Raw genomic sequence first — 21,720 nt, forward strand, 5'->3', positions numbered from 1 at the left:
CCGGGGCCCTTACTGGACCTCGATCAGCTCCACGTCAAAGATCAGCGCCTGATTGGGGCCGATCGAAGGTGGACCGTTCTCGCCATAGGCCATTTCCGGCGGGATGTAGAGCCGATAGCGATCGCCCTCGTTCATCAGCTGGAGCCCTTCCGTCCAGCCCGGGATGACCTGCTGCAGGCCAAAGGTGGCGGGTTCACCGCGCTTCCGGGAGCTGTCGAAGACGGTGCCGTCGATCAGCTCACCGGTATAGTGGACCGTAACGCGGTCGTCCTTGGCCGGTGATTCACCATCCCCTTCCTCGACCACCTCGTACTGGAGCCCCGAGTCGGTGGTCTTCACGCCATCACGCTGGCGGTTCTTCTCCAGAAAGGCCCTGGAGGCGGCCAGGTTGTCCTCGGCATCACCGCCGCTACTGGTACCGCCCTGCTGGCCGGAGCTGTTGCCGGCGGCTTCATCTTGCAGGCGCTTCTGGTAGTTGCTGACGGCCTTCTGGATCGCCTCGTCGGAGAGCCGGGCCTCGTTGCCTTCCATGCTGTCACGGACACCGGCCATAAAGGCATCACTGTTGAGATCCTGCATATCCTGCTGGATGCGGTCGGCAAAAAGCTTGCCCATGGCATAGCCGAGCCGCTGGTCCTCGGATTCCAGGTTTACATCGGATTCGGCGCTGCAGCCGACCGCCAGCATCAGGCAGGCGCCGGCAATGGTGCTGCGCTGCAGCGCGAGAGAAGTGCGTCGCGTCATCATGGTTCTCCGTTGGCTTCCTTGATCTCCCGCCACAGCCCAGCCAGCGATGCGGCAAGGGCTGGCTCGAGCCCCGGGAGGAGGCTGTCCAGATTATGACGGGCGAGGGCCGTGGGCGAAAGGTCCGGCTGCGTGACGGATCCGTCATCCGCCAGATGCTGCCACCACCAAGCCAGCTCCACCTGTTCGGACGCCAGCTCCGCCTGCTTGACGGTGTCACGCAATGATGCGGCGGTATCGTTGCCCCTGGGCAGGTTCATTCTCAGGGTACGCAGCTCGGCCGTGACGCCAGTGCGCCACTGGTGGATGCCCTGGGGTTCGGTCTCCGGCACATGGCGGCCATGGGCGGCACAGAACAGGGCCACCAGGATGGGCGTCACCGCCTGCCCCTGGTTCTGGGCCTCAAGGCACTGGCGTGCGAATGGGTCATAACGCCAGAGGGTCAGTACGTACTGCCAGAGAGGATTGTCCAGTAACAGATTGTCGGGGGGCTCCTGCCGTGGCATGGGGTCTTTCCTGTAGAATGCCGCCATGATCGCATTCAATAACCTGACACTTCAGCGCGGCGGCCAGTGGCTGCTCGAGGACTGTTCCGCCACCATCCAGCCGGGGCAGCGTGTCGCCCTTATTGGCGGTAATGGTGCCGGCAAGTCCAGTCTCTTTCAAATGATCCTGGGGGAACTGGCGCCGGAAAACGGGGAGATCCAGGTCCCCGGCGGTTGCCGCATCGCCCACATGGCCCAGGAGGTGGGTGGCAGCCAGCGCACGGCACGGGACTTTGTGCTGGATGGTCACGCCGAGCTGCGGCGGCTTGAGGAGCGTCTGGCCCGGGCCGAGGCCAGTGGCGATGAGAACGAGATGGTCCGCGCCCATGGTGAGCTGGACAACCTCAAGGCCTGGGATGCGCCGCGCCAGGCTGAGGCGCTGCTGCGCGGCCTGGCCTTCACCGATGAGGACATGGACCGACCGGTGGACAGCTTCTCCGGCGGCTGGCGTATCCGCCTCAACCTGGCCCAGGCGCTGATGGTGCCCTCGGACCTGCTGCTTCTGGACGAGCCCACCAACCACCTGGACATCGAGGCCTGCTACTGGCTGGAAAACTGGCTCAAGCAGTATCAGGGCACACTGCTGTTCATCTCTCACGACCGGGATTTCATGGACCGGGTGGCGACCCACGTTATCCACTTCGAACACCGTAAGCTGTTCTATTACGCAGGCAACTACCACGCCTTTGAACGCCAGCGGGCGGAACGGCTGGCACGCCAGCAGGCGGAGTATGAAAAGCAGCAGAAACGGGTTGCCGAAATCCAGTCCTTTATCGACCGCTTCCGGGCCCAGGCCAGCAAGGCGAAGCAGGCCCAGAGCCGTATCAAGGCGCTGGAGCGCATGGAAACCATCGCACCGGCACACGTGGACTCCCAGTTCGAATTCCGCTTCCCGGAGGCGGACAAGGTCTCCAACCCGCTGCTGACCGTGCGGGGTGGCGCCGTGGGCTATGACGGTGCGCCGCTGCTCAGCGGCATTCACCTGCACCTGCTGCCGGGCAGCCGTATTGGTCTTCTGGGGGTCAATGGCGCGGGCAAGTCCACGCTGATCAGCATGCTGCGCGGGGCCACACCGCTGCTCAGTGGCGAACGTGTTACCGGGGAACATTTCCGGCCGGGTTATTTTGCCCAGCACCAGCTGGATGAGCTGGATCTGGACGCCAGCCCATTCCAGCACCTGCAGCGGCTGACGCCCGAGGCGTCGGATCAGTCCATCCGTAAATTCCTGGGTGGCTTTGGTTTCCGAGGGGATGATGCCCTGGCCAGCATCCGCAACTGTTCCGGGGGTGAGAAGGCACGCCTGGCACTGGCCATCATCGCCTGGCAGAAGCCCAATGTGCTCTTTCTGGACGAGCCTACCAACCACCTGGACCTGGAGATGCGCCAGGCCCTGACCATGGCACTGCAGTCGTTCAATGGCGCCATGGTGCTGGTCTCCCACGACCGCCACCTGCTGCGCAACACCGTGGACACCTTCTGGCGGGTGGCGGACGGGACCGTTACGGAGTTTGACGGGGACCTGGACGAGTACGAGCGCTGGCTTGCCGATGGGGGGGAGCGTGCTTCCGGCGGAACGGGAAAACAGTCGGCCACCCGGGAATCCGCTCCCCAGCCCGCCGTGAAGGAAAGCGCGGCCGATAAGCAGGCACGCAGGAAAGCCGCCGCCGAGCAGCGCCAGAAGATGGCGCCACTGAAAAAGGAAGTCGAGCGTTGTGAAAAAGAGCTTGAACGCCTTGCGCAAGAGAAGGCCGAGGTGGAAGAAGCCCTCGGCGATACCGGGCTCTATGACGCCGACCGCAAGGACGAACTGAAGCAGCTCCTGGACCGCCAGGCGGAGCTGGCGCGCCGGGAATCCGAGGCCGAGGTGGCCTGGGTGGAGGCCAGCGAGGCCCTGGAGTCACTAGAGGCGGACGCCTACTCCTGAATCACCAGGCTGATGTCCGCCTGTTTCAGGCATTCCCGTTCGCTGACCAAGTCCGCGTAGGTCAGCGGATGCGCGCTCAGCCACTCATCCGGCAGTGAAATCGTAAGGCGGCTGCCGTTGGCGCTGAGGCTGAAGGGTGGTGGTGCCGCACCGGTGCGTCCGTGCTGGAAAAGCACTGCCAGCCGCAAAAGGACTGCAAGACGTGTGATCGGCTGGATCTCATCCGGGTAAAGATGCTTGAACAGGCCATTGTTGAACTTGCGCCTGTGGGTGCGCACCAGTGTGGCCAGTGCGCGCTGGTCATCCTGCGAGAAGCCCGGCAGGTCCGAGTGCGTCATCAGGTAGGCGCCGTGCTTGTGGTACTGGGTATGGCTGATGGCCAGCCCGATCTCGTGCACCCGGCAGGCCCAGCAAAGCAGGTTCGCGTAGCTGCTGTCTTCCAGTTCCCATTCGGGGCGGACCTGTTCCAGAGCGTGGGTCGCCGTGGCTTCAATAGCGGCCGCGTGCTCCAAGTCCACGGAATAGCGGTCCTGGAGGGCCTGGATGGTGCGTTCACGAACGTCTTCGTGATTGTCTCGCCCCATCAGATCGTAGAGCACGCCCTCGCGCAGGGCCCCGTCCGCGAAACTCAGGGAATCGATACCCAGGGCCTCGAAGGCGGCGTACAGGATGGCAAAGCCTGCCGGAAAAATACTGCGCCTGTCCTCGCGTACGCCGATGGCGTCAAGCTTGCCGGTTTTGCCGATATCGATCAGGCGTTTGCGCAGGGCCTTCATGGCCTCCCAGGTCACGCCCTCGCGGGCCAGGTTCAGCTCGTTCACGACCCCGACAATGGCCTTGATGGAACCGGAAGACCCGACGCAGCTGCTCCAGCCACGCTGGCGGAAGCGCTGCTGGATATTGAGCAGCTCCTGGCGCGCGTGGGTGATGGCGCCATCCATGCGCTTGCGCGAGATTTTGCCGTCCGGGAAGTAATCGTTGCGGAACGACACGCAGCCCATATGAAGGCTTTCGGTCTCGTAGGCCTCGAAGCGCTCGCCGATGATGAACTCGGTGCTGCCGCCACCGATGTCGATCACCAGGCGCGGTCCCGAATCGTCCGAGAGGGTATGCGATACCCCCAGGTAGATCAGCCGGGCTTCCTCCCGGCCGGCCACGATCTCAACCGGGCAGCCCAGGGTTTCCTCGGCCGACTGGATGAAGTGGTCGGCGTTGCGGGCGGCACGCAGGGCGTTGGTGCCCACCACCCGGACCGATTCCGCGTTCATGCTGCGGATGCGCTGGGCAAAGCGCTGCAGGCAGGCCAGGCCGCGTTCACGGGCCTCGGCGGAGAGGTAGTTGTCGCGGTCGAGGCCGGCCGCGAGCTGGACCTTCTCGCCCATTTTCTCGATGGTGCGGATCTCGCCGTGCACCGCCTGGGCCACGACCATGTGGAAGCTGTTGGAGCCAAGGTCCACGGCGGCCAGCAGTCGGGGGGCGTCCTGGGAGCTGTTTGGGGAAGTCACCTGTCTTGAAATCCTGCTGAAAGCCCATATATTCTGAACAGCGCCGTGTTCAGGGCTGGTTTCTGATTTGGATACTAACCCGTGGAGCGGCCCATGTAACAGAGGGGATTCCGACGTGTCCCGGTGACAGCCGGTTTACGGCGGGCAATTCCCATTCACACAGCGGCAATTTGGAAGTAGGGCGATGAGCGACAACATTGTGAGCGTGACCGACGGCACCTTCGAAGATGAAGTTCTCAAGTCGGACGTACCGGTTCTTGTGGACTACTGGGCGGAATGGTGCGGGCCCTGCAAGATGATCCATCCGGTTCTCGAGGAGATTGCGGATGAGTACGAGGGCAAGCTCAAGATCGCCAAGCTCAACATCGACGAGAACCAGCAGACGCCGCCGCGCTTCAACATCCGGGGTATCCCGACCCTGATGCTATTCAAGAACGGCGATGTGGACGCCACCAAGGTGGGCGCGCTGTCCAAGTCCCAGCTGACGGCGTTCCTCGACAGCAACCTGTAACTCTCTTTCGCCCCGGGCCTGCCGGGGTGCTGTGATGCGCTATGGTGGTTGGTGGCCTGATACTCGCTGGCGGACGCGGTGAACGGATGGGCGGGGAAGACAAGGGGCTTCTGCGCCTGGAAGGGCGTTCCTATGCCGCTCACCTGGCCGATGTCCTTGCTCCCGTGACCTGCGAAGTGGCCATCAGTGCCAACCGCAACGCCGATGTTCATGGGCAGTGGGCGGATACCGTTCTGCCTGATCGCGCCTTTGCCGACGCCGGACCCCTGGCGGGGCTGGTGGAAGGGTTGCGTTGGGCGCGTATGCGTGGCTTCCAGGGCGTGGTGGTAACACCCTGTGATACGCCACGGCTGCCGCCCATATGGGCGGTCCAGATCCTGGAGGCAGCACGGCGGCGCCCGGCCATTCCCTGTCTCTCGGACACCGGCGATTGGCGCCATCCGCTGCACGGCTATTACCCGGTGGCGCTGCTGGGCCGGGTTGAGCGCTATCTCAGTCGGGGTGAGCGCCGGGCACTTGCGCTGGCTGAACAGCTGGAGGCGGAGTGGATGGACTGCAGCGCCATGGAGGAGGGCTTCCTGAACGTGAACGAGCCCGGGGACCGGGCGCGCCTCGGCAGCGAGTCGCGTTCAGAGACCGTCTGATTCCGACCAGCGCTGGGCCGCCTCGCGGTCACTGGTTTTCTGTTCCACCCACTCCCCGTGACCATCCGCGGTGATTTCCTTCTTCCAGAAGGGGGCGCGGGTTTTCAGGTAATCCATGATGAACTGGCAGGCCTCAAAGGCGTCCTGTCGGTGGCGGCTGCTGACCCCCACGAAGACGATCCGTTCTCCAGCCTGGATTTCACCCACACGGTGCACGACCTCGGTGCGATGGATGTTCCAGCGCTGCGCGGCCTCATCCACCACGGCCTGGATGGCGGCCTCGGTCATGCCGGGGTAGTGTTCCAGGAACAGGCTCTGGACGCCGCTCTGGTCCCCCAGGTCCCGGGCAAGGCCCGTGAAGCTGCAGACCGCGCCAACCGCTGGCGCATCACTTTCCAGTGTAGCCAGAACCGGCTCGGTTGCCAGGGCTTCGCTCTGGATCCGGATCATCTCAGCCTCCGGTGACTGGCGGGAAGAAAGCCACCTCATCACCGGGGTTCACCGGCGTTTCCTCCCGGGCCATGGTTTGGTTGACGGCCGTGAGCACCCAGTCGTCACTGAGCAGTTCAGCCCATTCATCGCTACGCTGCCGCAGCTGTTCGCGGAGGTCACGGACACAGGCAATGCCCTCGGCGGGCAGTCGTTCCTCGCCGGTACCCAGGCGCTCACGCAGGCTGGCAAAGAAGCGGATTGCGATACTGGATTCAGCCATGGAGCAGCTCCGAAAACGGCAGAAAGGATACCGGATCACCGACTTCCAGGGTCTGGTGCTCCGGGATGATGGCCAGCCCGTGCGACCAGCAGGCGCTGCTGAGAACGCCGGAGCTCTGGGTAGGCGCTGACTCGAGCCAGGTGCGGCCCTCGATGGAGCGGCAGCGCACCCGCTGGAACTCGCGCCGGCTCTGGGGGCGTTCCATCGAGAATCCCGCAGGCATGGTGCAGGGCCGGGGCATGAGTTCGCCGTCCTCTCCCTGGCAGGCCCGCAGGAAAGGGCGGCCCAGCACCAGGAAGGTCACCAGTACCGCCGCCGGGTTACCGGGGAGCCCGAGGACCGGGGTCTCGCCGATATGGCCGAACGCCAGCGGTTTGCCGGGCTTGATGGCCATGCGCCAAAGGTCCAGCTCCCCCAGTGCCCGGATGGCATCGCGGATGTGATCCTCCTCGCCCACGGAAACGCCGCCGGTGGTGATGATGGCATCCGCCTGCTCCGCGGCCTGGGCCAATGTCTCCCGTGTTGCCTCCAGCGTATCCGCCATGGTGTGGAAAGGCACTGGCTCCCAGCCGGCAGCACGCACCAGCGCGGTCAGCATGGGCTGGTTGGAATTGTGGATCTGCCCCGGGGCCAGTGGCTGGCCGGGCGGGATCAGTTCGTCGCCGCTGCTGATGATGGCCACGCGCAGGGGGCGGAAAGTGGTGATGCGCGCAAGTCCGGCGGAGGCGAGCAGCCCCAGGTGCCAGGGGTCGAGCCTAGTGCCGGCGTTGATCAGGGTCTCGCCGGTATCGATGTCCTGGCCGGCGGGGCGGATGTTCTGGCCGGCGTCGGGGGGCTGGAGAAGCCGGACACGGTCGCCTTGGGTCTCGGTGTTCTCCTGCATGACGACTGTGTCCGCGCTTTCGGGGATGGCGGCGCCGGTAAAGATGCGGGCGGCCGTACCTGTTTTCAGGGGCTGCGGCGCCTGTCCGGCGGGTACGCGCTGGGAAACGGGCAATGTTCCCGCCTCCGCATCCGCCGCGCGCAGGGCATAGCCGTCCACGGCGCTGTTGTCCGCCGGCGGCACCTGCACCGCTGAAACCGGGCTCTCGGCCAGAATCCGCTGCAGGGCGTCATCCAGTGGCGCGGTTTCGGTTTCGGGCAGAACCCGGGCAGCCTTCATCAGCTGTGCCCGGGCCTCATCCACGCTGATCAGTGTGTCCGTTCCCGCCATCAGTTCGCTCCCCGGGCGGCATCCAGCGGGATGGTCCGGTCCAGTCCACTGAGGTCACGCTCGGGTTTGCGCTGAACCAGGGCGGAAAAGTTGCAGGGTCGGTGACGGCTGTCGAGCTGGTCACGCACGATGCCCTCCCACGCAGTACGGCAGGCGCCGGTGGACCCTGGCATGCAGAAGATTACCGTATGCTCCGCCAGTCCGGCCAGGGCCCTGGACTGGATGGTGCTGTTGCCAATTTCCTGGGCGGAGAGGCGGCGGAATTCCTCGCCGAAGCCCTCGATGGTCTTGTCGAACAGCGGGCCCAGTGATTCCGGTGTGCTGTCACGTTCCTGCAGGCCGGTACCGCCGGTGATCAGAACACTCTGGATCCCGGGATCCGCGATCCAGCGGCTGACGAGCGCCCGCATCAGGCAGGTGTCGTCCTGCAGCAGACGCCGCGCGACCACGTTGTGGCCGGCTTCCAGGGCCGAATCCACCAGGAACTGGCCGGAGCTGTCCTCGGCCGGCCCCCGGCTGTCAGATATGGTCAGGACGGCGAGGTTGAGGGGCGCGAAGTCACTGGCTGAGGCCATCGGGTCGGGTCTCCTGTGAGGGTTCCTTGATGCTGCCATGATAAGCGCAGCCGGGGGCCGCACCAATGCCTCCTGTGGGGTAAACGCGGGGGTTTTGCACTGCCAGAGAAAATGGTGTATTTTGACAACTCCTGATTAAGGCAGGCGGGTAGGTGCCCCACCCATCCGCCAATCCCGGAATCTCCGTTCTGACCCTGGTTTCACTGAATCGCCCCGATCGGCAGAACCCGGGCAATCCGGACATTCGCTTCCCCGGCAGTCTGATAACAACCAACTTCATCCTATCCATCCAGACGTAATCCCAGACAATCTATGAATCTGACCGAACTCAAGAAAAAGCCCGTTCCCGAACTCATTGAGGTTGCCCAGGAGATGGGCCTCGAAAACATGGCCCGGTCGCGAAAGCAGGATGTGATCTTCGCGATTCTCAAGAAACACGCCAAAAGCGGTGAGGACATTCACGGCGATGGTGTGCTCGAGATCCTCCAGGACGGGTTCGGCTTCCTGCGCTCCGCCGATTCCTCCTACCTGGCCGGCCCGGACGACATCTATGTCTCGCCCAGCCAGATCCGGCGGTTCAATCTGCGTACCGGGGATTCGATTTCCGGCAAGATCCGTCCTCCGAAAGATGGCGAGCGGTATTTCGCGCTGCTCAAGGTTAACGACATCAACTTCGGCAAGGCCGACAATACCCGCCACAAGATTCTGTTCGAGAACCTGACGCCGCTCTTCCCGGAAGAACGGCTGCGGCTGGAAGCCGGCAACGGTTCCACCGAGGACCTGTCGGCGCGGATCCTGGATCTGGTTTCCCCCATCGGCAAGGGCCAGCGCGGCCTGATCGTTTCTCCGCCCAAGGCGGGTAAGACGCTGCTGATGCAGACCATGGCCCAGTCCATTGTGCGCAACTCCCCGGACTGCCACCTGATGGTGCTGCTGATCGACGAGCGCCCGGAAGAGGTCACGGAGATGCAGCGTACGGTGCGCGGGGAAGTGGTCGCGTCCACCTTCGATGAGCCGCCGGCCCGCCACGTGCAGGTGGCCGAGATGGTGATCGAGAAGGCCAAGCGTCTGGTTGAGCACAAGAAGGACGTGGTGATCCTGCTGGACTCTATTACGCGTCTGGCGCGGGCCTACAACACCGTGATCCCGTCCTCGGGCAAGGTCCTGACCGGTGGTGTGGATGCCCATGCCCTGGAGAAGCCCAAGCGTTTCTTCGGTGCCGCGCGGAACGTGGAAGAGGGCGGCAGCCTGACCATCATGGCCACGGCCCTGGTCGACACCGGCTCCAAGATGGACGAGGTGATCTACGAGGAGTTCAAGGGCACCGGCAACATGGAGGTGCACCTGGACCGCCGGATCGCCGAGCGCCGGACCTACCCGGCCATCAACGTGCGCCGCTCGGGCACCCGCCGCGAGGATCTGCTCGTGAGCGAGGACGAGCTGCAGCGGGTCTGGATCCTGCGCAAGCTCCTGCATTCCATGGACGACGATGTGGCGGCGGTGGAATTCCTGATCGACAAGCTGCGTGATACCAAGACCAACGAAGAATTCTTCCAGGCGATGAAGAAACGCTAGGATGCAGTATCGCGACCTGCGGGACTTCATCAGCCAGCTGGAACAGCAGGGGGAACTCAAGCGCATCACCGCCGAGGTAGACCCTCGGCTGGAGATGACCGAGATCGCCGACCGGACCCTTCGCAGGGAAGGGCCGGCTCTGCTGTTTGAGAACCCCACTGGCCACGACATGCCGGTGCTTGCCAATCTGTTTGGTACGCCGAAGCGCGTGGCCATGGGCATGGGGCGCGACAGCGTCGAGAGCCTGCGTGAGATCGGTGAGCTTCTGGCCTTCCTCAAGGAACCGGAACCGCCTAAGGGCTTCCGCGACGCCTTCGATAAGATGCCCATCTTCCGCCAGGTCATGAAGATGGGACCGAAGATCAAGCGTTCAGCGCCCTGCCAGGAGGTGGTGCTGGAGGGCGATGATGTCGATCTCTATCAGCTCCCGGTGCAGACCTGCTGGCCGGAGGATGCGGGGCCGCTCATCACCTGGCCCCTGGTGGTCACGCGCGGGCCCGAGAAGGAACGCCAGAACATGGGCATCTACCGCCAGCAGCGGATCGGGCGCAACCGCCTGATCATGCGCTGGCTGGCCCATCGTGGCGGGGCGCAGGATTTCCAGCAGTGGCAACAGCAGAACCCAGGCGAGCCCTTTCCGGTGGCGGTGGCGCTGGGCGCCGATCCGGCCACCATTCTGGCGGCGGTGACCCCGGTTCCGGATACCCTCTCGGAATACGCCTTCGCCGGGCTCCTGCGCGGTTCCCGGACCGAGCTGGTTAACACCGGGGTTGGCGATCTGCAGGTACCGGCCGGTGCGGAGATCATCCTCGAGGGTTACATCTACCCGGATGACACCGCGCCGGAAGGGCCCTTCGGGGACCATACTGGTTACTACAACGAGGTGGAGACCTTCCCGGTATTCACGGTGGAACGCGTTACCCACCGGAAGAACCCCATCTACCACAGCACCTACACCGGGCGTCCGCCGGATGAACCCGCGGTTCTGGGCGTGGCCCTGAACGAGGTGTTCGTGCCCATACTGCGCAAGCAGTTCCCGGAGATCGTGGACTTCTACCTGCCGCCGGAGGGCTGCTCCTACCGCATGGCCGTTGTGACCATGAAGAAGCAGTATCCAGGCCATGCCAAGCGCGTGATGATGGGTGTATGGTCCTTCCTCCGCCAGTTCATGTACACCAAGTTCGTGATCGTGGTGGACGACGACATCAATGCCCGTGATTGGCAGGACGTGATCTGGGCCATCACCACCCGCATGGACCCGACCCGCGACACCACTCTGGTGGACAACTCGCCCATTGATTACCTGGATTTCGCATCGCCGGTAGCAGGGCTGGGTTCCAAGATGGGGCTGGATGCAACGACCAAGTGGCCCGGCGAGACCGACCGGGAATGGGGGCGACCTATCACCATGAGTGACGAGATCAAGCGCCGGGTGGACGATCTCTGGCCTCAGCTCGGTCTCGATTGAACTCCGGCCGCCTGCGCCGCGTATGAGGACACTATGGACGCCAACGCGCAACAGCCGAAGACAGACCTGTTCCATCTCAGCGAGATTGGGCAGGTCGGTAACGACATCTATCAGGTCCGGTTCGAGTGGCCTCAGGGCCGCCCTGTGCCCTTCAGTGCCGGACAGTACCTGGCCATCCACCTGCCGGAGCGGGATCCAGCCTGGTTTTCCATTGCCAGCGCCCCGGGGGCTGAGCAGCTGACCCTGCACATCCAGGCGCCTCCGGAATGGGCGAGCGCCCATGAGGTGATGGAGTACCTGAGGCACGAGGGCTGCGCCCGGATCTCCATGCCCTATGGCGAGGCCTGCCTGAACGAGCCGCCGAACTCGCCGCTGCTGCTGGTCGTGGCGGGGACGGGGTTTGCCCAGGCTAAAAGCATCGTGGACTACCTGCGCTTCAGCCGCATGGGTCAGCCGGTCACCCTATACTGGGGCGCGCGCGATACCGGGGACATGTATCTACGCGGGACCGCCGAACGCTGGGAGGAGGACTGGCCGGGATTCCACTTCCGGCCGGTAGTTTGTGAGGCGGATGCCGCCTCGGACTGCCATCATGAACGCTTGGCGGAGGCCATCCTGGCGGACGGCCATGACCTGGGTCAGGTGACGATCATCGCCAGCGGCTCACCGGCAATGGTGTACAGTGTGCTGGATGGCCTGACGCCCGCCGGTTTCGAGCCGGCCCGCTTCCATTCGGACGTACTGCAATACGCGCCCCGGGACTGAGGCGTCAGCGCGCCGGGGTACCGCTGCGGCGCCGGGCTTCCGGCATGGGCAGCCTGGGTAGGCCGTGATGCTCCAGAACGCCCTGGCGAAGCAGGCGGACACTGTCCTCGTAACGGCCCAGGTGGGCGTAGAGCCGGCACAGTTCCGCGGCCGTCTCCTGGCTGTGGCGTACCCCGAGACTGGTTTCAAGGTATTCCCTTGCCTTGCCCCAGAGCCGGTTGCGCAGGCTGATGCGCCCCAGTGCCAGCAGTAGTTCCGGGTTGTTGGGGCGCTCCTTGAGCCAGCCTTCTGCTGCGAGTAGCTGCTCATCCTCCCGCGGGCCCTGGATGCGGCCGTACAGGTTGATCAGAAGGTCACTCCAGTTCTGGCGCAGGACCTTGCGCAGCAGGCTTTCAGCGCGCGATTCCGCGCCCAGACGGGCGAGGTGGTCGGCGTAGTGATGCACTACGGACTCGTCCCTGCGCCGGGGCGGGGGCAGCTGGTCCCAGACCCGGTCCAGGTGATCCAGGTTGCGCTGTTCCGGGGGCTGGCGTTCCAGCCGCTCGGCGGCCTGGTCGAGCACATTGAGCCAGACCTCCTGTTCCAGCACAGTCAGGCTGCTGTCATCCAGCGCGGCCTGGCGTCGCAGTTCCGGCAGCAGTTCACTGAGTGCCTGCCAGTCCTCGAGGTTGCGGTAGACATTGGCGAGCTGGCGCATCACGTGCGGATGGTTGGGTGATTTGCGGCGCAGCCGCAGCAATGTCGCCAGGGCCTGTTCATTGCGCCCGGCATTGAGCTGCAGCCGGGCCTGGGTCAGGCCCACCGCCAGATCCGACCCGGAGGTACTTTCCCAGGCGAGGCGCAGGAAACGATCGGCTTCCTCCTGGTCTCCCTGCTGGTGGGCAGCTTCCGCGGCTGACAGGTAGTTGATGAGCGGGGTTTCCGCGTTGCCGGCGCCCTGTTCGAGCAGTTTGCGCGCCCGGCCCCAGTTGCCCTCGGCCAGTTCCAGCAGCCCCCGTGTGGTCTGGCGACGGGCACGGCGGCGCCCGCTGTTGCGCCACCACTGACCCATGGCGCCCGGGCCCAGGCGCAGCCCCCGAAGAAGATCCAGCAGCCAGTGCAGGGCCAGGGCGGCCAGCACCACCAGTGACATCCCAACCCAGAAGTTGGTTTCGATCAGCCAGGTGCCGATGCTGACGCGGATGTAGCCAGGGTCCTCCGCCATGCCCAGGCTGAGGAGTGTGCCCGCGAGCACCGCAACGAACAGAACAATGAGCAGCCTCCTCATTCGGTGGTCTCCCCATCATCGTCGTCCGCCTGGGCGGGACCGGATTCGTCCGCGCGAGCCCGGAGCCGGGCCTTGAGCAGTTCCAGGGACTCACCGATGTCCGGCACTTCGGCCTGGATGCGTTCGTCCCTGAGGTCGCTGATGAGCTCATCCAGCGTGGAAGCCGTCTGGTTGCTGCTGCCGTACCAGCGCTCAAGCCAGTCGCCGGCGCGCCCGAGGGAGCGCCTATAGACGGCGTTGTCACCGCGCAGCAGGGCGGCCGCGGCCTGCTCGAACATCAGCTGGAGATGGAGCTGGGCCTGGGTCTCCTGCTCCGGGGTGAGCAGGGCCTGGGTGGGTTCGTCTACCCGACGGATACGGACCATGCGGTCAAGAACGCCAAGAAGCTGTTGCCACAGATTCGCCTCTGTCTGCTGACTGCTGCTGGCCTCGGGAAGTGTATCGGCCCGATCCAGGGACTGGGCGCTGCCCAGCTCCGGGATCATCCCCATGGCGGCCTCAAGCTGCAGATGGATTCCGGTCCGGTCCACCGGGTCCATGGTGCGCAGCGCCAGGATCTCCTCGGCAAGGGCCTCGCGAATGGGGTGGACGCCAGCGGCGTCGGTGCCCGCCAGCAGTTCATCGGTGCTTTCCAGAAGGCGCAGTGCCCCCTGGTGATCGTTTTCCAGTTCCAGGCGCTGGTTCGCAAGGCGCAGCAGGTACTCCGCCTCGGCCAGCAGCCAGTCGGTTCGGGTACGCTGGCCCAGTCCGAGCAGCGAGCGGGCGTTGTGCGCGATCTGGCGGGACTGGGTGTCCAGTGCATCGGCCTGTTCGTCGAGTTTCCCCTCAAGCCGGTTGAGCCGCTGCGCGCGGGCCTCGCTGCCGGATCGCTGAGTCTCGCGCAGGTCGGAGGCGATGCTGTTAAGGGTGTCGAGGCGGTTCCCGAGCTGCTGTTGGGTGCGGTGCTGCTCCCACAGCATGAAGCCGGCGCCGAGCAGGCCCGCGGCCAGGAGGATGATGACCAGCCACAGCGGCCATAGCCGTACGCGGCCGGGCTGGGGGTTGGGCGTGGTAGTCGCCGGGAGCTGTTTGCTGTTGTCGTTCACGAGTGTCCGTTACTCCGCGTTTGAGGGGGACGCCCCGCAGGCGTCGATCAGCCCGTCCGGGCTCATGGCCGGGGCTACCCGGACCTCGCGAAAGCCGGCGTCCCGGGCCTGCTGGGCCACCCGTTCCACCGGTACCACGAGGCAGCGTTCCCGCAGCTTCGAATCTGCATTCTGACCCACCTCGAGCAGGCGCTTCAATGTTTCCGCGGAAAGCGCGAGCACGGTGTCCGGGTCAAAGGTGGTGAGGTGTTCCCGGAGCGTGGCCTCGGGCCATTCGATGGGGGTGCGCTCGTACAGCGGGAGGACCTCAACACGGGCGCCGCGATCCGTCAGGGTATCGCGTAACAGTTCCCGGCCCTGGTTGCCGCGGGCAATCAGGACTTTTTCGCCGGCCACCGCCTCCGGCTGGAATGAGGGGCAGTTGAGCAGGGCCTCGGAATCATGGCCGTTGGGCGGCGCCTGGCCGGGGAGGCCGGCATCGCGGAACACCCGGGCGGTGCCCTCGCCGGGCCCCCACCATTCAAGGCCCACGGGCCACTGCGGCCACCAGTCATCCGCCTGCTCCAGCAGGAGACGGGCGGCGTTGGGGCTGACCGCGATGATCTTACCGAAGTTGTCCAGTTCCTGAATCAGACTGCGTTCACGGCCATCCAGCGTACGGGGCTGGATGGCGATCAGCGGCAACGCACGGCTGCAGGCACCGGCCTGCTCAAGTGCCTGGCGCGTTTCCTCCGCCTTGGGTTCGGGGCGGGACACCAGGATCCGGCGCCCGGCCAGTGGCGTGTTATTCGGGCTCGTAGCCATAGACCTCGGCCAGGATGGCGCCGGCGCCCTTTTCAAGAAGCTGTTCGGCCAGGCGACGACCAAGGGCTTCGCCTTCGCGTCGATGGGCGCGCCCCTCAACATGGTGAACCCGGCTGCCGTCGGGTGAAGCCACCAAGCCACGCAGGTGGAGCTCATCCCCTTCCAGTTCCGCGTAGGCGCCGATGGGTACCTGGCAGCCGCCTTCCAGGCGTGTGTTCAGGGCCCGCTCCGCCAGGACCCGGTCCCGGGAATCGGCATGGATCAGCGGTTCCAGCATGGCGATGAGCTCGCCATCGTCGGTGCGGCACTCAATGCCCAGCGCGCCCTGGCCGACCGCCGGCAGGCTGATTTCCGGCGGGATCTCGTAACGGATGCGTTCGTCGAAGCCCAGCCGGTGCAGGCCGGAGGTGGCCAGTACAATGGCGTCGTACTGGCCGTCATCGAGTTTGGCCAGGCGGGTGTTGACGTTGCCGCGCAGGGTTTCGATTCGGCAGTCGGGCCGGTGGGCTGCGAGCTGGGCCTGGCGGCGCAGGCTGGAGGTACCGATGACGGCGCCCTCGGGCAGAGCGTCGACGTCCGCATGGTGGTTGCTGACGAAGGCGTCCGTGGGCGCGCCGCGTTCGCAGATGGCCATCAGGCCCAGCCCTTCCGGGAACACCATGGGCACATCCTTCATGGAATGCACCGCTATGTCCGCGCGCCCATCAAGCATGGCCTCTTCCAGTTCCTTAACGAACAGGGCCTTGCCGCCGATCTTGGCCAGCGGCACATCCAGGATCTTATCGCCCCGGGTCTTGATGCCCACCAGTTCAACGCTGAGCCCTGGATGGGCCTGTTCCAGCCGGCTCTTGATGTGTTCGGCCTGCCACAGGGCCAGCTGGCTCCGGCGGGTGGCGATGCGCAGGGTGTCTCGGGCCATGGAGTGGCACTTCCTCAGTGGGTGGATGGTGTCAGGGGTTCCCTAGGGTAGCGTTTCAAGGGGCCGTTGTCGCCCGTTGCCGTCTCAACCCTGGAGGTGCTCGCGCACGCTGCTGGCGTGGCGGCGGCTGACGCGCAGGCGGGTGCCCTCCGCGTCCGAAAGCTGGGCCTGGTGGCCGGACTGGGTGCGGGTCAGTGCCTCCAGGTAGCGGCGGTTGACCAGGGTGTGGCGGTGGATGCGCAGCAGGTGCTCAGCGTGGGCCTGCTCAAGTTCACGCAGGCTGTAGTCGCACAGGGTTTCGCCACGGTCATGGACCAGGGTGACGTACTTGTTGTCGGCACTGGCGTAGTAGAGCCGGTCCAGCTCGACGCGCTCCACGCCGGCCTGGTTGCGGATCACGATGGCAGGTTTTTCCTCGGGAGCAAGCTGCCGGCTCTGTACGCGGTTAACGCGGGCGGCCCCGGCCAGTGCATTGGCGAGGGCTTCACGGCGGACGGGTTTGACCAGGTAGTCCGTGGCATCCACCCGGAAGGCGCTGAGGGCATAGTCGTCGTAGGCGGTACAGAAGATCACAGCCGGCGGCGTGGCCTGGGCCGTCAGCTCCCGGGCCGCGTCCATTCCGTCCATGCCCGGCATCCGTACGTCCATGAGCACGATGTCGGGGCGGTGTTCCGCCGCCTTTTCCAGGGCCTCTGTGCCGTTGCCGGCCTCGGCGCAGACCCGGCAGTCCTCCATGGCTTCCAGCAGCCGCCGCAGTCGGTCCCGGGCGGGGGCCTCGTCGTCCACGATCAGGATGCGGTGTTGCGTCATGCGTCGCCCTCCCTGTTGCCTGGCAGTCTCAGCGTCACCGTGAAGTGGTCGCCGCCCTGGCTGGCCTTGAGTGCCGCGGTGTCTCCGTAGACGGCCTGCAGCCGGGCACGGATGTTTTCCAGTGCCATGCGCTGGCCCTGGTGGTGGCCTGCCTGGTCGCTGGCCAGGGGGTTGTGGATCAGTATGTAGAGCCAGCGCCGGGTCCGTTCCGATTCCACCCGGATGATGCCGCCGCCGGTCAGCGGCTGGATGCCATGGTAGACCGCGTTCTCCAGCAGGGGCTGCAGGATCAGCGGCGGTACCGGCAGGTCGCTGGCGCTGTCATCCAGATGCCAGTCCACGTCCAGGCGCGACCCCAGGCGCAGCTTTTCAATGGCGAGATAGCGTTCGCACAGGCGCAGCTCCTCGGACAAAGGAATCAGGCGGGTCCCGGCGGTATTCAGGCTGACCCGGAAGAGGTCGCAGAGGTCCAGAACCACCTCCTCGGCGCGCTCCGGATCGGAGGCAATCAGGCTGGCAATGGTGTTCATGCTGTTGAACAGGAAATGGGGCTGGATGCGCGCCTGGAGCGCGGCGATGCGGGCCTCGACTTCTGCTTCCTCCTGGCGGCGGCGCTGGTACTGCAGGTGGAAGTAGCGCAGCGCCATCAGGGTGATCAGCGCCGCCATGAGCAGGTTGCGCAGCAACGTGAACGGGGCGTCCAGCGGTGAGAGCGCGGGGTGGAGAAGCCACTGGCCGAGCAGTGTGAAGGCGGCGGTGTCCACCAGTACCAGCACGGTGATGGCGACGGAGGCCAGTGGCACGCCCAGGGCCTCGAGCTGGCGCCTGAGGGCGCAGATGAGGCCGGCGGCGGTCAGGGTGACCCACTGGGCCAGCAGCGAGGCCAGGCCCAGGTAGTGCCAGTCCAGCAGGCCACTGGAAGGCCGGGCCAGTGCGAACAGCAGCACCACCAGCTCGGTGGTGAGAACCAGCAGGAAGACGGCGCGGACCTGGCAGAGATCCGGGATGAAGCCGCCGTCGTTTTGTGACTCCTGGGTCGCGTTCATGGTGAATAGGGCGCCGGATTGGAAGGCTGTTATACTGCGCGGCCTGCGGGTGCATTTGATTCCATGACAACAGGATAGACCATGAGCGACGAGCGGAAAGCGGCGGCCAAACTCTGGGGCGGGCGGTTCAGCGAGCCCACGGATGCCTTTGTGGAGCGGTTCACGGCCTCGGTGGGGTTTGATCAGCGCCTCTACCACCATGACATTCGCGGCTCCATTGCCCACGCACGCATGCTCGCGAAGGTTGGTGTTCTCACGGAAGACGAGGAACGCCAGATCGTCGAGGGACTGGAGGCAGTGCACGCGGATATCGAGGCCGGGCGCTTCGAGTGGTCGGTGAGCCTTGAAGACGTGCACATGAACATCGAGGCGGCGCTGACCGAACGTATTGGTGTTACCGGCAAAAAGCTCCATACGGGGCGCTCGCGCAACGACCAGATCGCTACCGACATCCGCCTCTACCTGCGTGACGAGATCGACGCCATCGCCGTTGAACTGGGCCGCCTGCAGTCCGGCCTGATTGAGCTGGCCGAGCGTGAGGCGGATACCATCATGCCCGGCTTCACCCATCTCCAGAGTGCCCAGCCGGTGACCTTCGGCCACCACATGCTGGCCTGGAACGAGATGCTGCAGCGCGACCATGAGCGCCTTCTGGACTGCCGCAAGCGGGTCAACCGCCTGCCGCTCGGGGCCGCAGCCCTGGCCGGCACCAGCTACCCGATTGACCGCCATTACACCGCCGAGCTGCTGGGCTTTGATGGTCCCACCGCCAACTCACTGGATTCGGTCAGCGACCGGGATTTCGCCATTGAGTTCAGCAGCTTCGCCGCGCTGCTCCTGACCCATCTTTCCCGCTTCAGCGAGGAGCTGGTGCTGTGGACCTCCGCCCAGTTCAGCTTTGTGGATCTGCCGGACCGGTTCTGCACCGGTTCCTCCATCATGCCCCAGAAGAAGAATCCGGATGTGCCCGAGCTGGTGCGCGGCAAGACCGGCCGGGTGAACGGCCACCTGATGTCCCTGCTGACCCTGATGAAAGGTCAGCCGCTGGCCTACAACAAGGACAATCAGGAAGACAAGGAGCCGCTGTTCGACACCGTGGATACCGTCAAGGGCTGCCTGCGCGCCTATGCGGACATGATGCCGGCGCTTTCCGTGCGCCGGGACAACACCCGGGCAGCGGCCCGGCGCGGCTTTGCCACCGCCACCGACCTGGCGGACTACCTGGTGCGCCAGGGCCTGGCCTTCCGGGACGCCCACGAGGTGGTGGGCCAGGCCGTGGCCTATGCGGACAGGGATGGCCGGGATCTGGAGGACCTGGAGCTGGCCGAGCTCCAGCAGTTCAGCGGGACCATCAGCGAGGACGTCTATGAGGTTCTGACCCTGGATGGTTCCGTGAGCGCCCGGGCCCATGTGGGCGGTACGGCGCCGGCACGGGTGCGTGAGGCGGCCCGGGAGGCGGCGCAGCGGCTGGACAGGCTGAACCAGGGGGGCGCCGCGGGTTAACTGCGTACCCGGAAGAATCCGCCCCGGCTGCCGGGCCTGGGCGGGGGTGCGAGCTGGTCCAGGAGTTCCGGGCTGGTCAGGCGGTAGCCCTGACCGAAATGCAGCCCGAGTTCCCTTACCTTGCGCAGGGTGGCGTCGTCCTCGATGAAGGGGGCGACGGTCACCGCCTCACACAGCAGCGCCATCCGGTGTATGGCCTCCACCATGATCACCTGCAGCGGGTTGTCCGCCAGGTTATGCACCAGGCTTTCATCCAGTTTGACGATGCTGATCCCCAGATCACCCATCAGATTATGGGTCCTGCCGCTGACGCCGGCGGCGTCCAGAGCGATGCGACAGCCCACCGCCCGCAGTGCTTCGGCGCTTCGCCGGGCCTCATCCGGGTACCGGCATGCATGGGCTTCACGGATCTCAAAGCAGAAGCTGGTGGCCTCAAAGGAGCTGGCCTCGATCTGGCGCGCTACCTCGTTCGCAAAGCTGTCATCCAGGAGGCTGCTGGCGGACAGGTTGAAGCTGATCATCTTGAGCCGTGGCTGCATCAGGGGGTTCTGCTCCAGCCAGGCCAGGGCACGGGTGATGACCCGCCGGTCCAGTGCGTACCCCAGATCAAAGCGTTCCGCCAGGGGCATGAAGGAGGCCGGGCGCCAGAGTTCCTCCGCGCGTTGGCCCTGATCGTCCGGCTCCCGGTAGAGGCGTGCCAGCACCTCCACATGGTCGCCCCAGGTGGCGCTGGCGATAGGGCGCAGTGCCTGGAAGTGCAGCTCGATGGCATCGGTGGTGATGGCGTACATCAGCTGCGCCAGGTCCTCGCGGGTGGCGGTTTCGTCGCCGCCTTCGGCACCGGTGCGGTAGAGGTTGAGGCTGCAGGGGCCGGTGGCCTTGGCCGTCTCGCACAGATCCCCAGCCAGGGTGAGGCACTGTTCCGGTGACTCGTCGGGTACCTGGTGCAGGGGCAGGAGGCCGGCACTGACGGTGGTCCGGATGGTGTCCCCCCGCCACTCAAATTCGAAGACGCTGATGGCATCGCGCAGGCTGTGGCAGACCTTGACGGCTTCCTCCGTGCCGCAGTTGTCCAGGATGATCACGAACTGGTCGCTGGCCACCCGGGCAATGGCATCGCGCTGACGCAGGCGGCCCGACATCATGCTGCTGAGTTCCCGCAGATAGCGGTCGCAGCCGCCGGAGCCGAAGCGGGCGTTGAGGGTGCTGAAGCCGTCCAGGTCCAGGTGCACCAGGGCGTGGGGCGTGCCGGCCTCGCGCTGCAGGTTCTGCGCTCGGTGCAGACGCTGGAGGATCTCGCGGCGGTTGAGCAGCCCGGTCAGTGGATCGTGGCGGTTGAGGTAATGCACATGATCCTCGCCGTCGAGCTGGGCCACACGCTTGTCGCGGCCGACGTGGGCCGCGCCCAACAGTTCTCCGGCGGGCGAGAAGATCCGGTTGAACTGGATCTCATAGACGGTCTGCTGTTCCTCGGATTGGGCCAGCGGCATCTCGATGCAGAAGCCTTCCTGGCTCATGGCGCGTTCCCATAGGCGGGCATAGAGGCGCCGCTCTTCCGGGTGGTCCGCGAGCAGATCCGTGAGCTGGTCGCCCACATTGGGGATGATGCCGAACGCGGCCTGGAAGGCATCGCTGTAGGCCTGGTTGACCGCGACGATCTCCAGCTCCGGGTTCATGATGACGATCAGGTCGTTCGAGGCCGCCAGAACGCTTTCGGTGCGGTACTTCCAGACCTGGGCGGAGTGTGCATCCGCGCGGCGGGCGGTGATGTCCACAGCGCTGCCGGCGATCAGGCGGCGTTTGCCGGACTCGTCCAGGCTGCGCCCGGTGAGCCGCAGCCAGCGGTGGTTCTGGTTGGCGGTGAGTATGGGCACTTCCATGGAAAACGGCTCGCCCTGGCGCAGGCACTGGAGAATGGCCCGGCGGACCTGGCTCTGGTGTTCCTGGAAGTAGAACAGGACATGTTCAGGATCGAGCTGATTGCCCGGAGGAAGGTCCAGCAGGTGATACAGGCCCTCAGACCAGTGCAGGCGGTTGAAGTCCGGGGCCATCTCCCCGATGCCGGGACCGCCCCTCTGTTTGGCCCGGCGGGAAACGCGGGGGGG

The 21,720-nt window shown here is 65.4% G+C and carries 21 protein-coding genes; 7 read left to right on the top strand and 14 right to left on the bottom strand.

Going from position 1 to position 21,720, the window contains the following annotated elements; all coding sequences use genetic code 11:
* Positions 1-9: 9 nt before the first annotated feature.
* Positions 10-744 carry a BamJ family beta-barrel-assembly machinery protein gene (locus H4I92_RS08450; protein ID WP_077530161.1) on the bottom strand — a complete coding sequence of 245 codons (735 nt, stop codon included), beginning with the start codon at positions 742-744 and terminating at the stop codon, positions 10-12.
* Positions 744-1,250, bottom strand: coding sequence for a DUF2390 domain-containing protein (locus H4I92_RS08455; protein ID WP_179105663.1), 507 nt, complete (start codon positions 1,248-1,250; stop codon positions 744-746). Before H4I92_RS08455 ends, H4I92_RS08450 begins: the two co-directional genes overlap by 1 nt.
* A 25-nt stretch (positions 1,251-1,275) precedes the next feature.
* On the opposite strand from H4I92_RS08455, the gene H4I92_RS08460 reads away from it, so the two are divergent.
* A complete protein-coding gene (locus H4I92_RS08460; RefSeq protein WP_077530163.1) occupies positions 1,276-3,213 on the top strand; it encodes an ABC-F family ATP-binding cassette domain-containing protein in 1,938 nt (645 codons plus the stop codon).
* On the opposite strand, the gene ppx is transcribed toward H4I92_RS08460, so the two are convergent.
* Positions 3,204-4,718, bottom strand: coding sequence for an exopolyphosphatase (ppx, locus tag H4I92_RS08465; protein WP_077530164.1), 1,515 nt, complete (start codon positions 4,716-4,718; stop codon positions 3,204-3,206). The genes H4I92_RS08460 and ppx overlap by 10 nt on opposite strands.
* 184 nt (positions 4,719-4,902) lie before the next feature.
* Between ppx and trxA the strand changes: the two genes are divergently transcribed.
* Together trxA and mobA are read left to right on the top strand one after the other, a co-directional pair.
* Positions 4,903-5,229, top strand: a complete 327-nt coding sequence (trxA, locus tag H4I92_RS08470) for a thioredoxin TrxA (RefSeq protein WP_077530165.1) — start codon at positions 4,903-4,905, stop codon at positions 5,227-5,229.
* A 41-nt stretch (positions 5,230-5,270) separates the two neighbouring features.
* Positions 5,271-5,873 (top strand): molybdenum cofactor guanylyltransferase, encoded by a 603-nt coding sequence (gene mobA, locus H4I92_RS08475; protein ID WP_077530166.1) that lies wholly within the window; start codon positions 5,271-5,273, stop codon positions 5,871-5,873.
* Here the strand turns inward: mobA and H4I92_RS08480 are convergent.
* The 4 genes from H4I92_RS08480 to moaB are packed head-to-tail and all read right to left on the bottom strand — an operon-like array spanning position 5,859 to position 8,373.
* Entirely contained in the window at positions 5,859-6,323 is a 465-nt protein-coding gene (locus tag H4I92_RS08480) for a molybdenum cofactor biosynthesis protein MoaE (protein WP_077530167.1), read from the bottom strand. The two genes, mobA and H4I92_RS08480, sit on opposite strands and share 15 nt — an antisense overlap.
* Before the next feature lies 1 nt (position 6,324).
* Positions 6,325-6,585, bottom strand: coding sequence for a molybdopterin converting factor subunit 1 (gene moaD, locus H4I92_RS08485; RefSeq protein ID WP_077530168.1), 261 nt, complete (start codon positions 6,583-6,585; stop codon positions 6,325-6,327).
* A complete protein-coding gene (locus tag H4I92_RS08490) occupies positions 6,578-7,798 on the bottom strand; it encodes a molybdopterin molybdotransferase MoeA (RefSeq protein ID WP_077530169.1) in 1,221 nt (406 codons plus the stop codon). Before H4I92_RS08490 ends, moaD begins: the two co-directional genes overlap by 8 nt.
* Complete coding sequence (gene moaB / locus H4I92_RS08495; protein ID WP_077530170.1) at positions 7,798-8,373, bottom strand: molybdenum cofactor biosynthesis protein B; 576 nt, start codon at positions 8,371-8,373, stop codon at positions 7,798-7,800. Before moaB ends, H4I92_RS08490 begins: the two co-directional genes overlap by 1 nt.
* Before the next feature lie 312 nt (positions 8,374-8,685).
* Between moaB and rho the strand changes: the two genes are divergently transcribed.
* From rho to H4I92_RS08510, 3 genes are read left to right on the top strand one after another with little or no spacing between them, the layout of a single operon-like run.
* Entirely contained in the window at positions 8,686-9,948 is a 1,263-nt protein-coding gene (rho, locus tag H4I92_RS08500; protein WP_077530171.1) for a transcription termination factor Rho, read from the top strand.
* Position 9,949: 1 nt separating this feature from the next.
* Positions 9,950-11,416, top strand: coding sequence for a 4-hydroxy-3-polyprenylbenzoate decarboxylase (gene ubiD / locus H4I92_RS08505; protein WP_077530172.1), 1,467 nt, complete (start codon positions 9,950-9,952; stop codon positions 11,414-11,416).
* A 33-nt stretch (positions 11,417-11,449) separates the two neighbouring features.
* Positions 11,450-12,181 (top strand): ferredoxin reductase domain-containing protein, encoded by a 732-nt coding sequence (locus H4I92_RS08510; RefSeq protein WP_077530173.1) that lies wholly within the window; start codon positions 11,450-11,452, stop codon positions 12,179-12,181.
* A gap of 4 nt (positions 12,182-12,185) precedes the next feature.
* Here the strand turns inward: H4I92_RS08510 and H4I92_RS08515 are convergent, their stop codons facing one another.
* The 6 genes from H4I92_RS08515 to H4I92_RS08540 all read right to left on the bottom strand — a co-directional run bounded on the left by H4I92_RS08515 (position 12,186) and on the right by H4I92_RS08540 (position 18,112).
* A complete protein-coding gene (locus H4I92_RS08515; protein WP_077530174.1) occupies positions 12,186-13,448 on the bottom strand; it encodes a heme biosynthesis HemY N-terminal domain-containing protein in 1,263 nt (420 codons plus the stop codon).
* Positions 13,445-14,533: a uroporphyrinogen-III C-methyltransferase gene (locus tag H4I92_RS08520; protein ID WP_077530175.1), complete on the bottom strand. Its 1,089-nt coding sequence runs from the start codon at positions 14,531-14,533 to the stop codon at positions 13,445-13,447. The genes H4I92_RS08515 and H4I92_RS08520 overlap by 4 nt, the downstream gene beginning before the upstream one ends.
* A gap of 9 nt (positions 14,534-14,542) precedes the next feature.
* The gene (locus tag H4I92_RS08525; RefSeq protein ID WP_077530176.1) at positions 14,543-15,337 is read right to left on the bottom strand and encodes a uroporphyrinogen-III synthase; all 795 of its coding nucleotides are present in this window, start codon (positions 15,335-15,337) and stop codon (positions 14,543-14,545) included.
* Positions 15,318-16,256 (bottom strand): hydroxymethylbilane synthase, encoded by a 939-nt coding sequence (gene hemC, locus H4I92_RS08530; protein ID WP_077530177.1) that lies wholly within the window; start codon positions 16,254-16,256, stop codon positions 15,318-15,320. Before hemC ends, H4I92_RS08525 begins: the two co-directional genes overlap by 20 nt.
* A gap of 84 nt (positions 16,257-16,340) precedes the next feature.
* Positions 16,341-17,066, bottom strand: a complete 726-nt coding sequence (locus H4I92_RS08535; protein WP_077530178.1) for a LytR/AlgR family response regulator transcription factor — start codon at positions 17,064-17,066, stop codon at positions 16,341-16,343.
* Positions 17,063-18,112 (bottom strand): sensor histidine kinase, encoded by a 1,050-nt coding sequence (locus H4I92_RS08540; protein ID WP_077530179.1) that lies wholly within the window; start codon positions 18,110-18,112, stop codon positions 17,063-17,065. Before H4I92_RS08540 ends, H4I92_RS08535 begins: the two co-directional genes overlap by 4 nt.
* Positions 18,113-18,193: 81 nt before the next feature.
* Here H4I92_RS08540 and argH point away from each other — a divergent pair, with 81 nt between their 5' ends.
* Positions 18,194-19,615: an argininosuccinate lyase gene (gene argH / locus H4I92_RS08545; protein WP_077530180.1), complete on the top strand. Its 1,422-nt coding sequence runs from the start codon at positions 18,194-18,196 to the stop codon at positions 19,613-19,615.
* Here argH and H4I92_RS08550 read toward each other — a convergent pair.
* On the bottom strand, positions 19,612-21,720 hold a 2,109-nt coding region (locus H4I92_RS08550; protein ID WP_077530181.1), incomplete at its 5' end, for an EAL domain-containing protein. The genes argH and H4I92_RS08550 overlap by 4 nt on opposite strands.

The sequence above is a fragment of the Vreelandella halophila genome, from assembly GCF_019903425.1.
GTDB classification, from domain to species: Bacteria; Pseudomonadota; Gammaproteobacteria; order Pseudomonadales; family Oleiphilaceae; genus Halospina; species Halospina halophila.

Excerpts from the sequence above, each read along its gene's own strand:
- H4I92_RS08450 (WP_077530161.1), bottom strand. The coding sequence starts at position 744 with ATGACGCGACGCACTTCTCTCGCGCTGCAGCGCAGCACCATTGCCGGC.
- H4I92_RS08455 (WP_179105663.1), bottom strand. The coding sequence starts at position 1,250 with ATGCCACGGCAGGAGCCCCCCGACAATCTGTTACTGGACAATCCTCTC.
- H4I92_RS08460 (WP_077530163.1), top strand. The coding sequence starts at position 1,276 with ATGATCGCATTCAATAACCTGACACTTCAGCGCGGCGGCCAGTGGCTG.
- trxA (WP_077530165.1), top strand. The coding sequence starts at position 4,903 with ATGAGCGACAACATTGTGAGCGTGACCGACGGCACCTTCGAAGATGAA.
- mobA (WP_077530166.1), top strand. The coding sequence starts at position 5,271 with ATGGTGGTTGGTGGCCTGATACTCGCTGGCGGACGCGGTGAACGGATG.
- H4I92_RS08480 (WP_077530167.1), bottom strand. The coding sequence starts at position 6,323 with ATGATCCGGATCCAGAGCGAAGCCCTGGCAACCGAGCCGGTTCTGGCT.
- moaD (WP_077530168.1), bottom strand. The coding sequence starts at position 6,585 with ATGGCTGAATCCAGTATCGCAATCCGCTTCTTTGCCAGCCTGCGTGAG.
- H4I92_RS08490 (WP_077530169.1), bottom strand. The coding sequence starts at position 7,798 with ATGGCGGGAACGGACACACTGATCAGCGTGGATGAGGCCCGGGCACAG.
- moaB (WP_077530170.1), bottom strand. The coding sequence starts at position 8,373 with ATGGCCTCAGCCAGTGACTTCGCGCCCCTCAACCTCGCCGTCCTGACC.
- rho (WP_077530171.1), top strand. The coding sequence starts at position 8,686 with ATGAATCTGACCGAACTCAAGAAAAAGCCCGTTCCCGAACTCATTGAG.
- ubiD (WP_077530172.1), top strand. The coding sequence starts at position 9,950 with ATGCAGTATCGCGACCTGCGGGACTTCATCAGCCAGCTGGAACAGCAG.
- H4I92_RS08510 (WP_077530173.1), top strand. The coding sequence starts at position 11,450 with ATGGACGCCAACGCGCAACAGCCGAAGACAGACCTGTTCCATCTCAGC.
- H4I92_RS08515 (WP_077530174.1), bottom strand. The coding sequence starts at position 13,448 with ATGAGGAGGCTGCTCATTGTTCTGTTCGTTGCGGTGCTCGCGGGCACA.
- H4I92_RS08525 (WP_077530176.1), bottom strand. The coding sequence starts at position 15,337 with ATGGCTACGAGCCCGAATAACACGCCACTGGCCGGGCGCCGGATCCTG.
- hemC (WP_077530177.1), bottom strand. The coding sequence starts at position 16,256 with ATGGCCCGAGACACCCTGCGCATCGCCACCCGCCGGAGCCAGCTGGCC.
- H4I92_RS08535 (WP_077530178.1), bottom strand. The coding sequence starts at position 17,066 with ATGACGCAACACCGCATCCTGATCGTGGACGACGAGGCCCCCGCCCGG.
- H4I92_RS08540 (WP_077530179.1), bottom strand. The coding sequence starts at position 18,112 with ATGAACGCGACCCAGGAGTCACAAAACGACGGCGGCTTCATCCCGGAT.
- argH (WP_077530180.1), top strand. The coding sequence starts at position 18,194 with ATGAGCGACGAGCGGAAAGCGGCGGCCAAACTCTGGGGCGGGCGGTTC.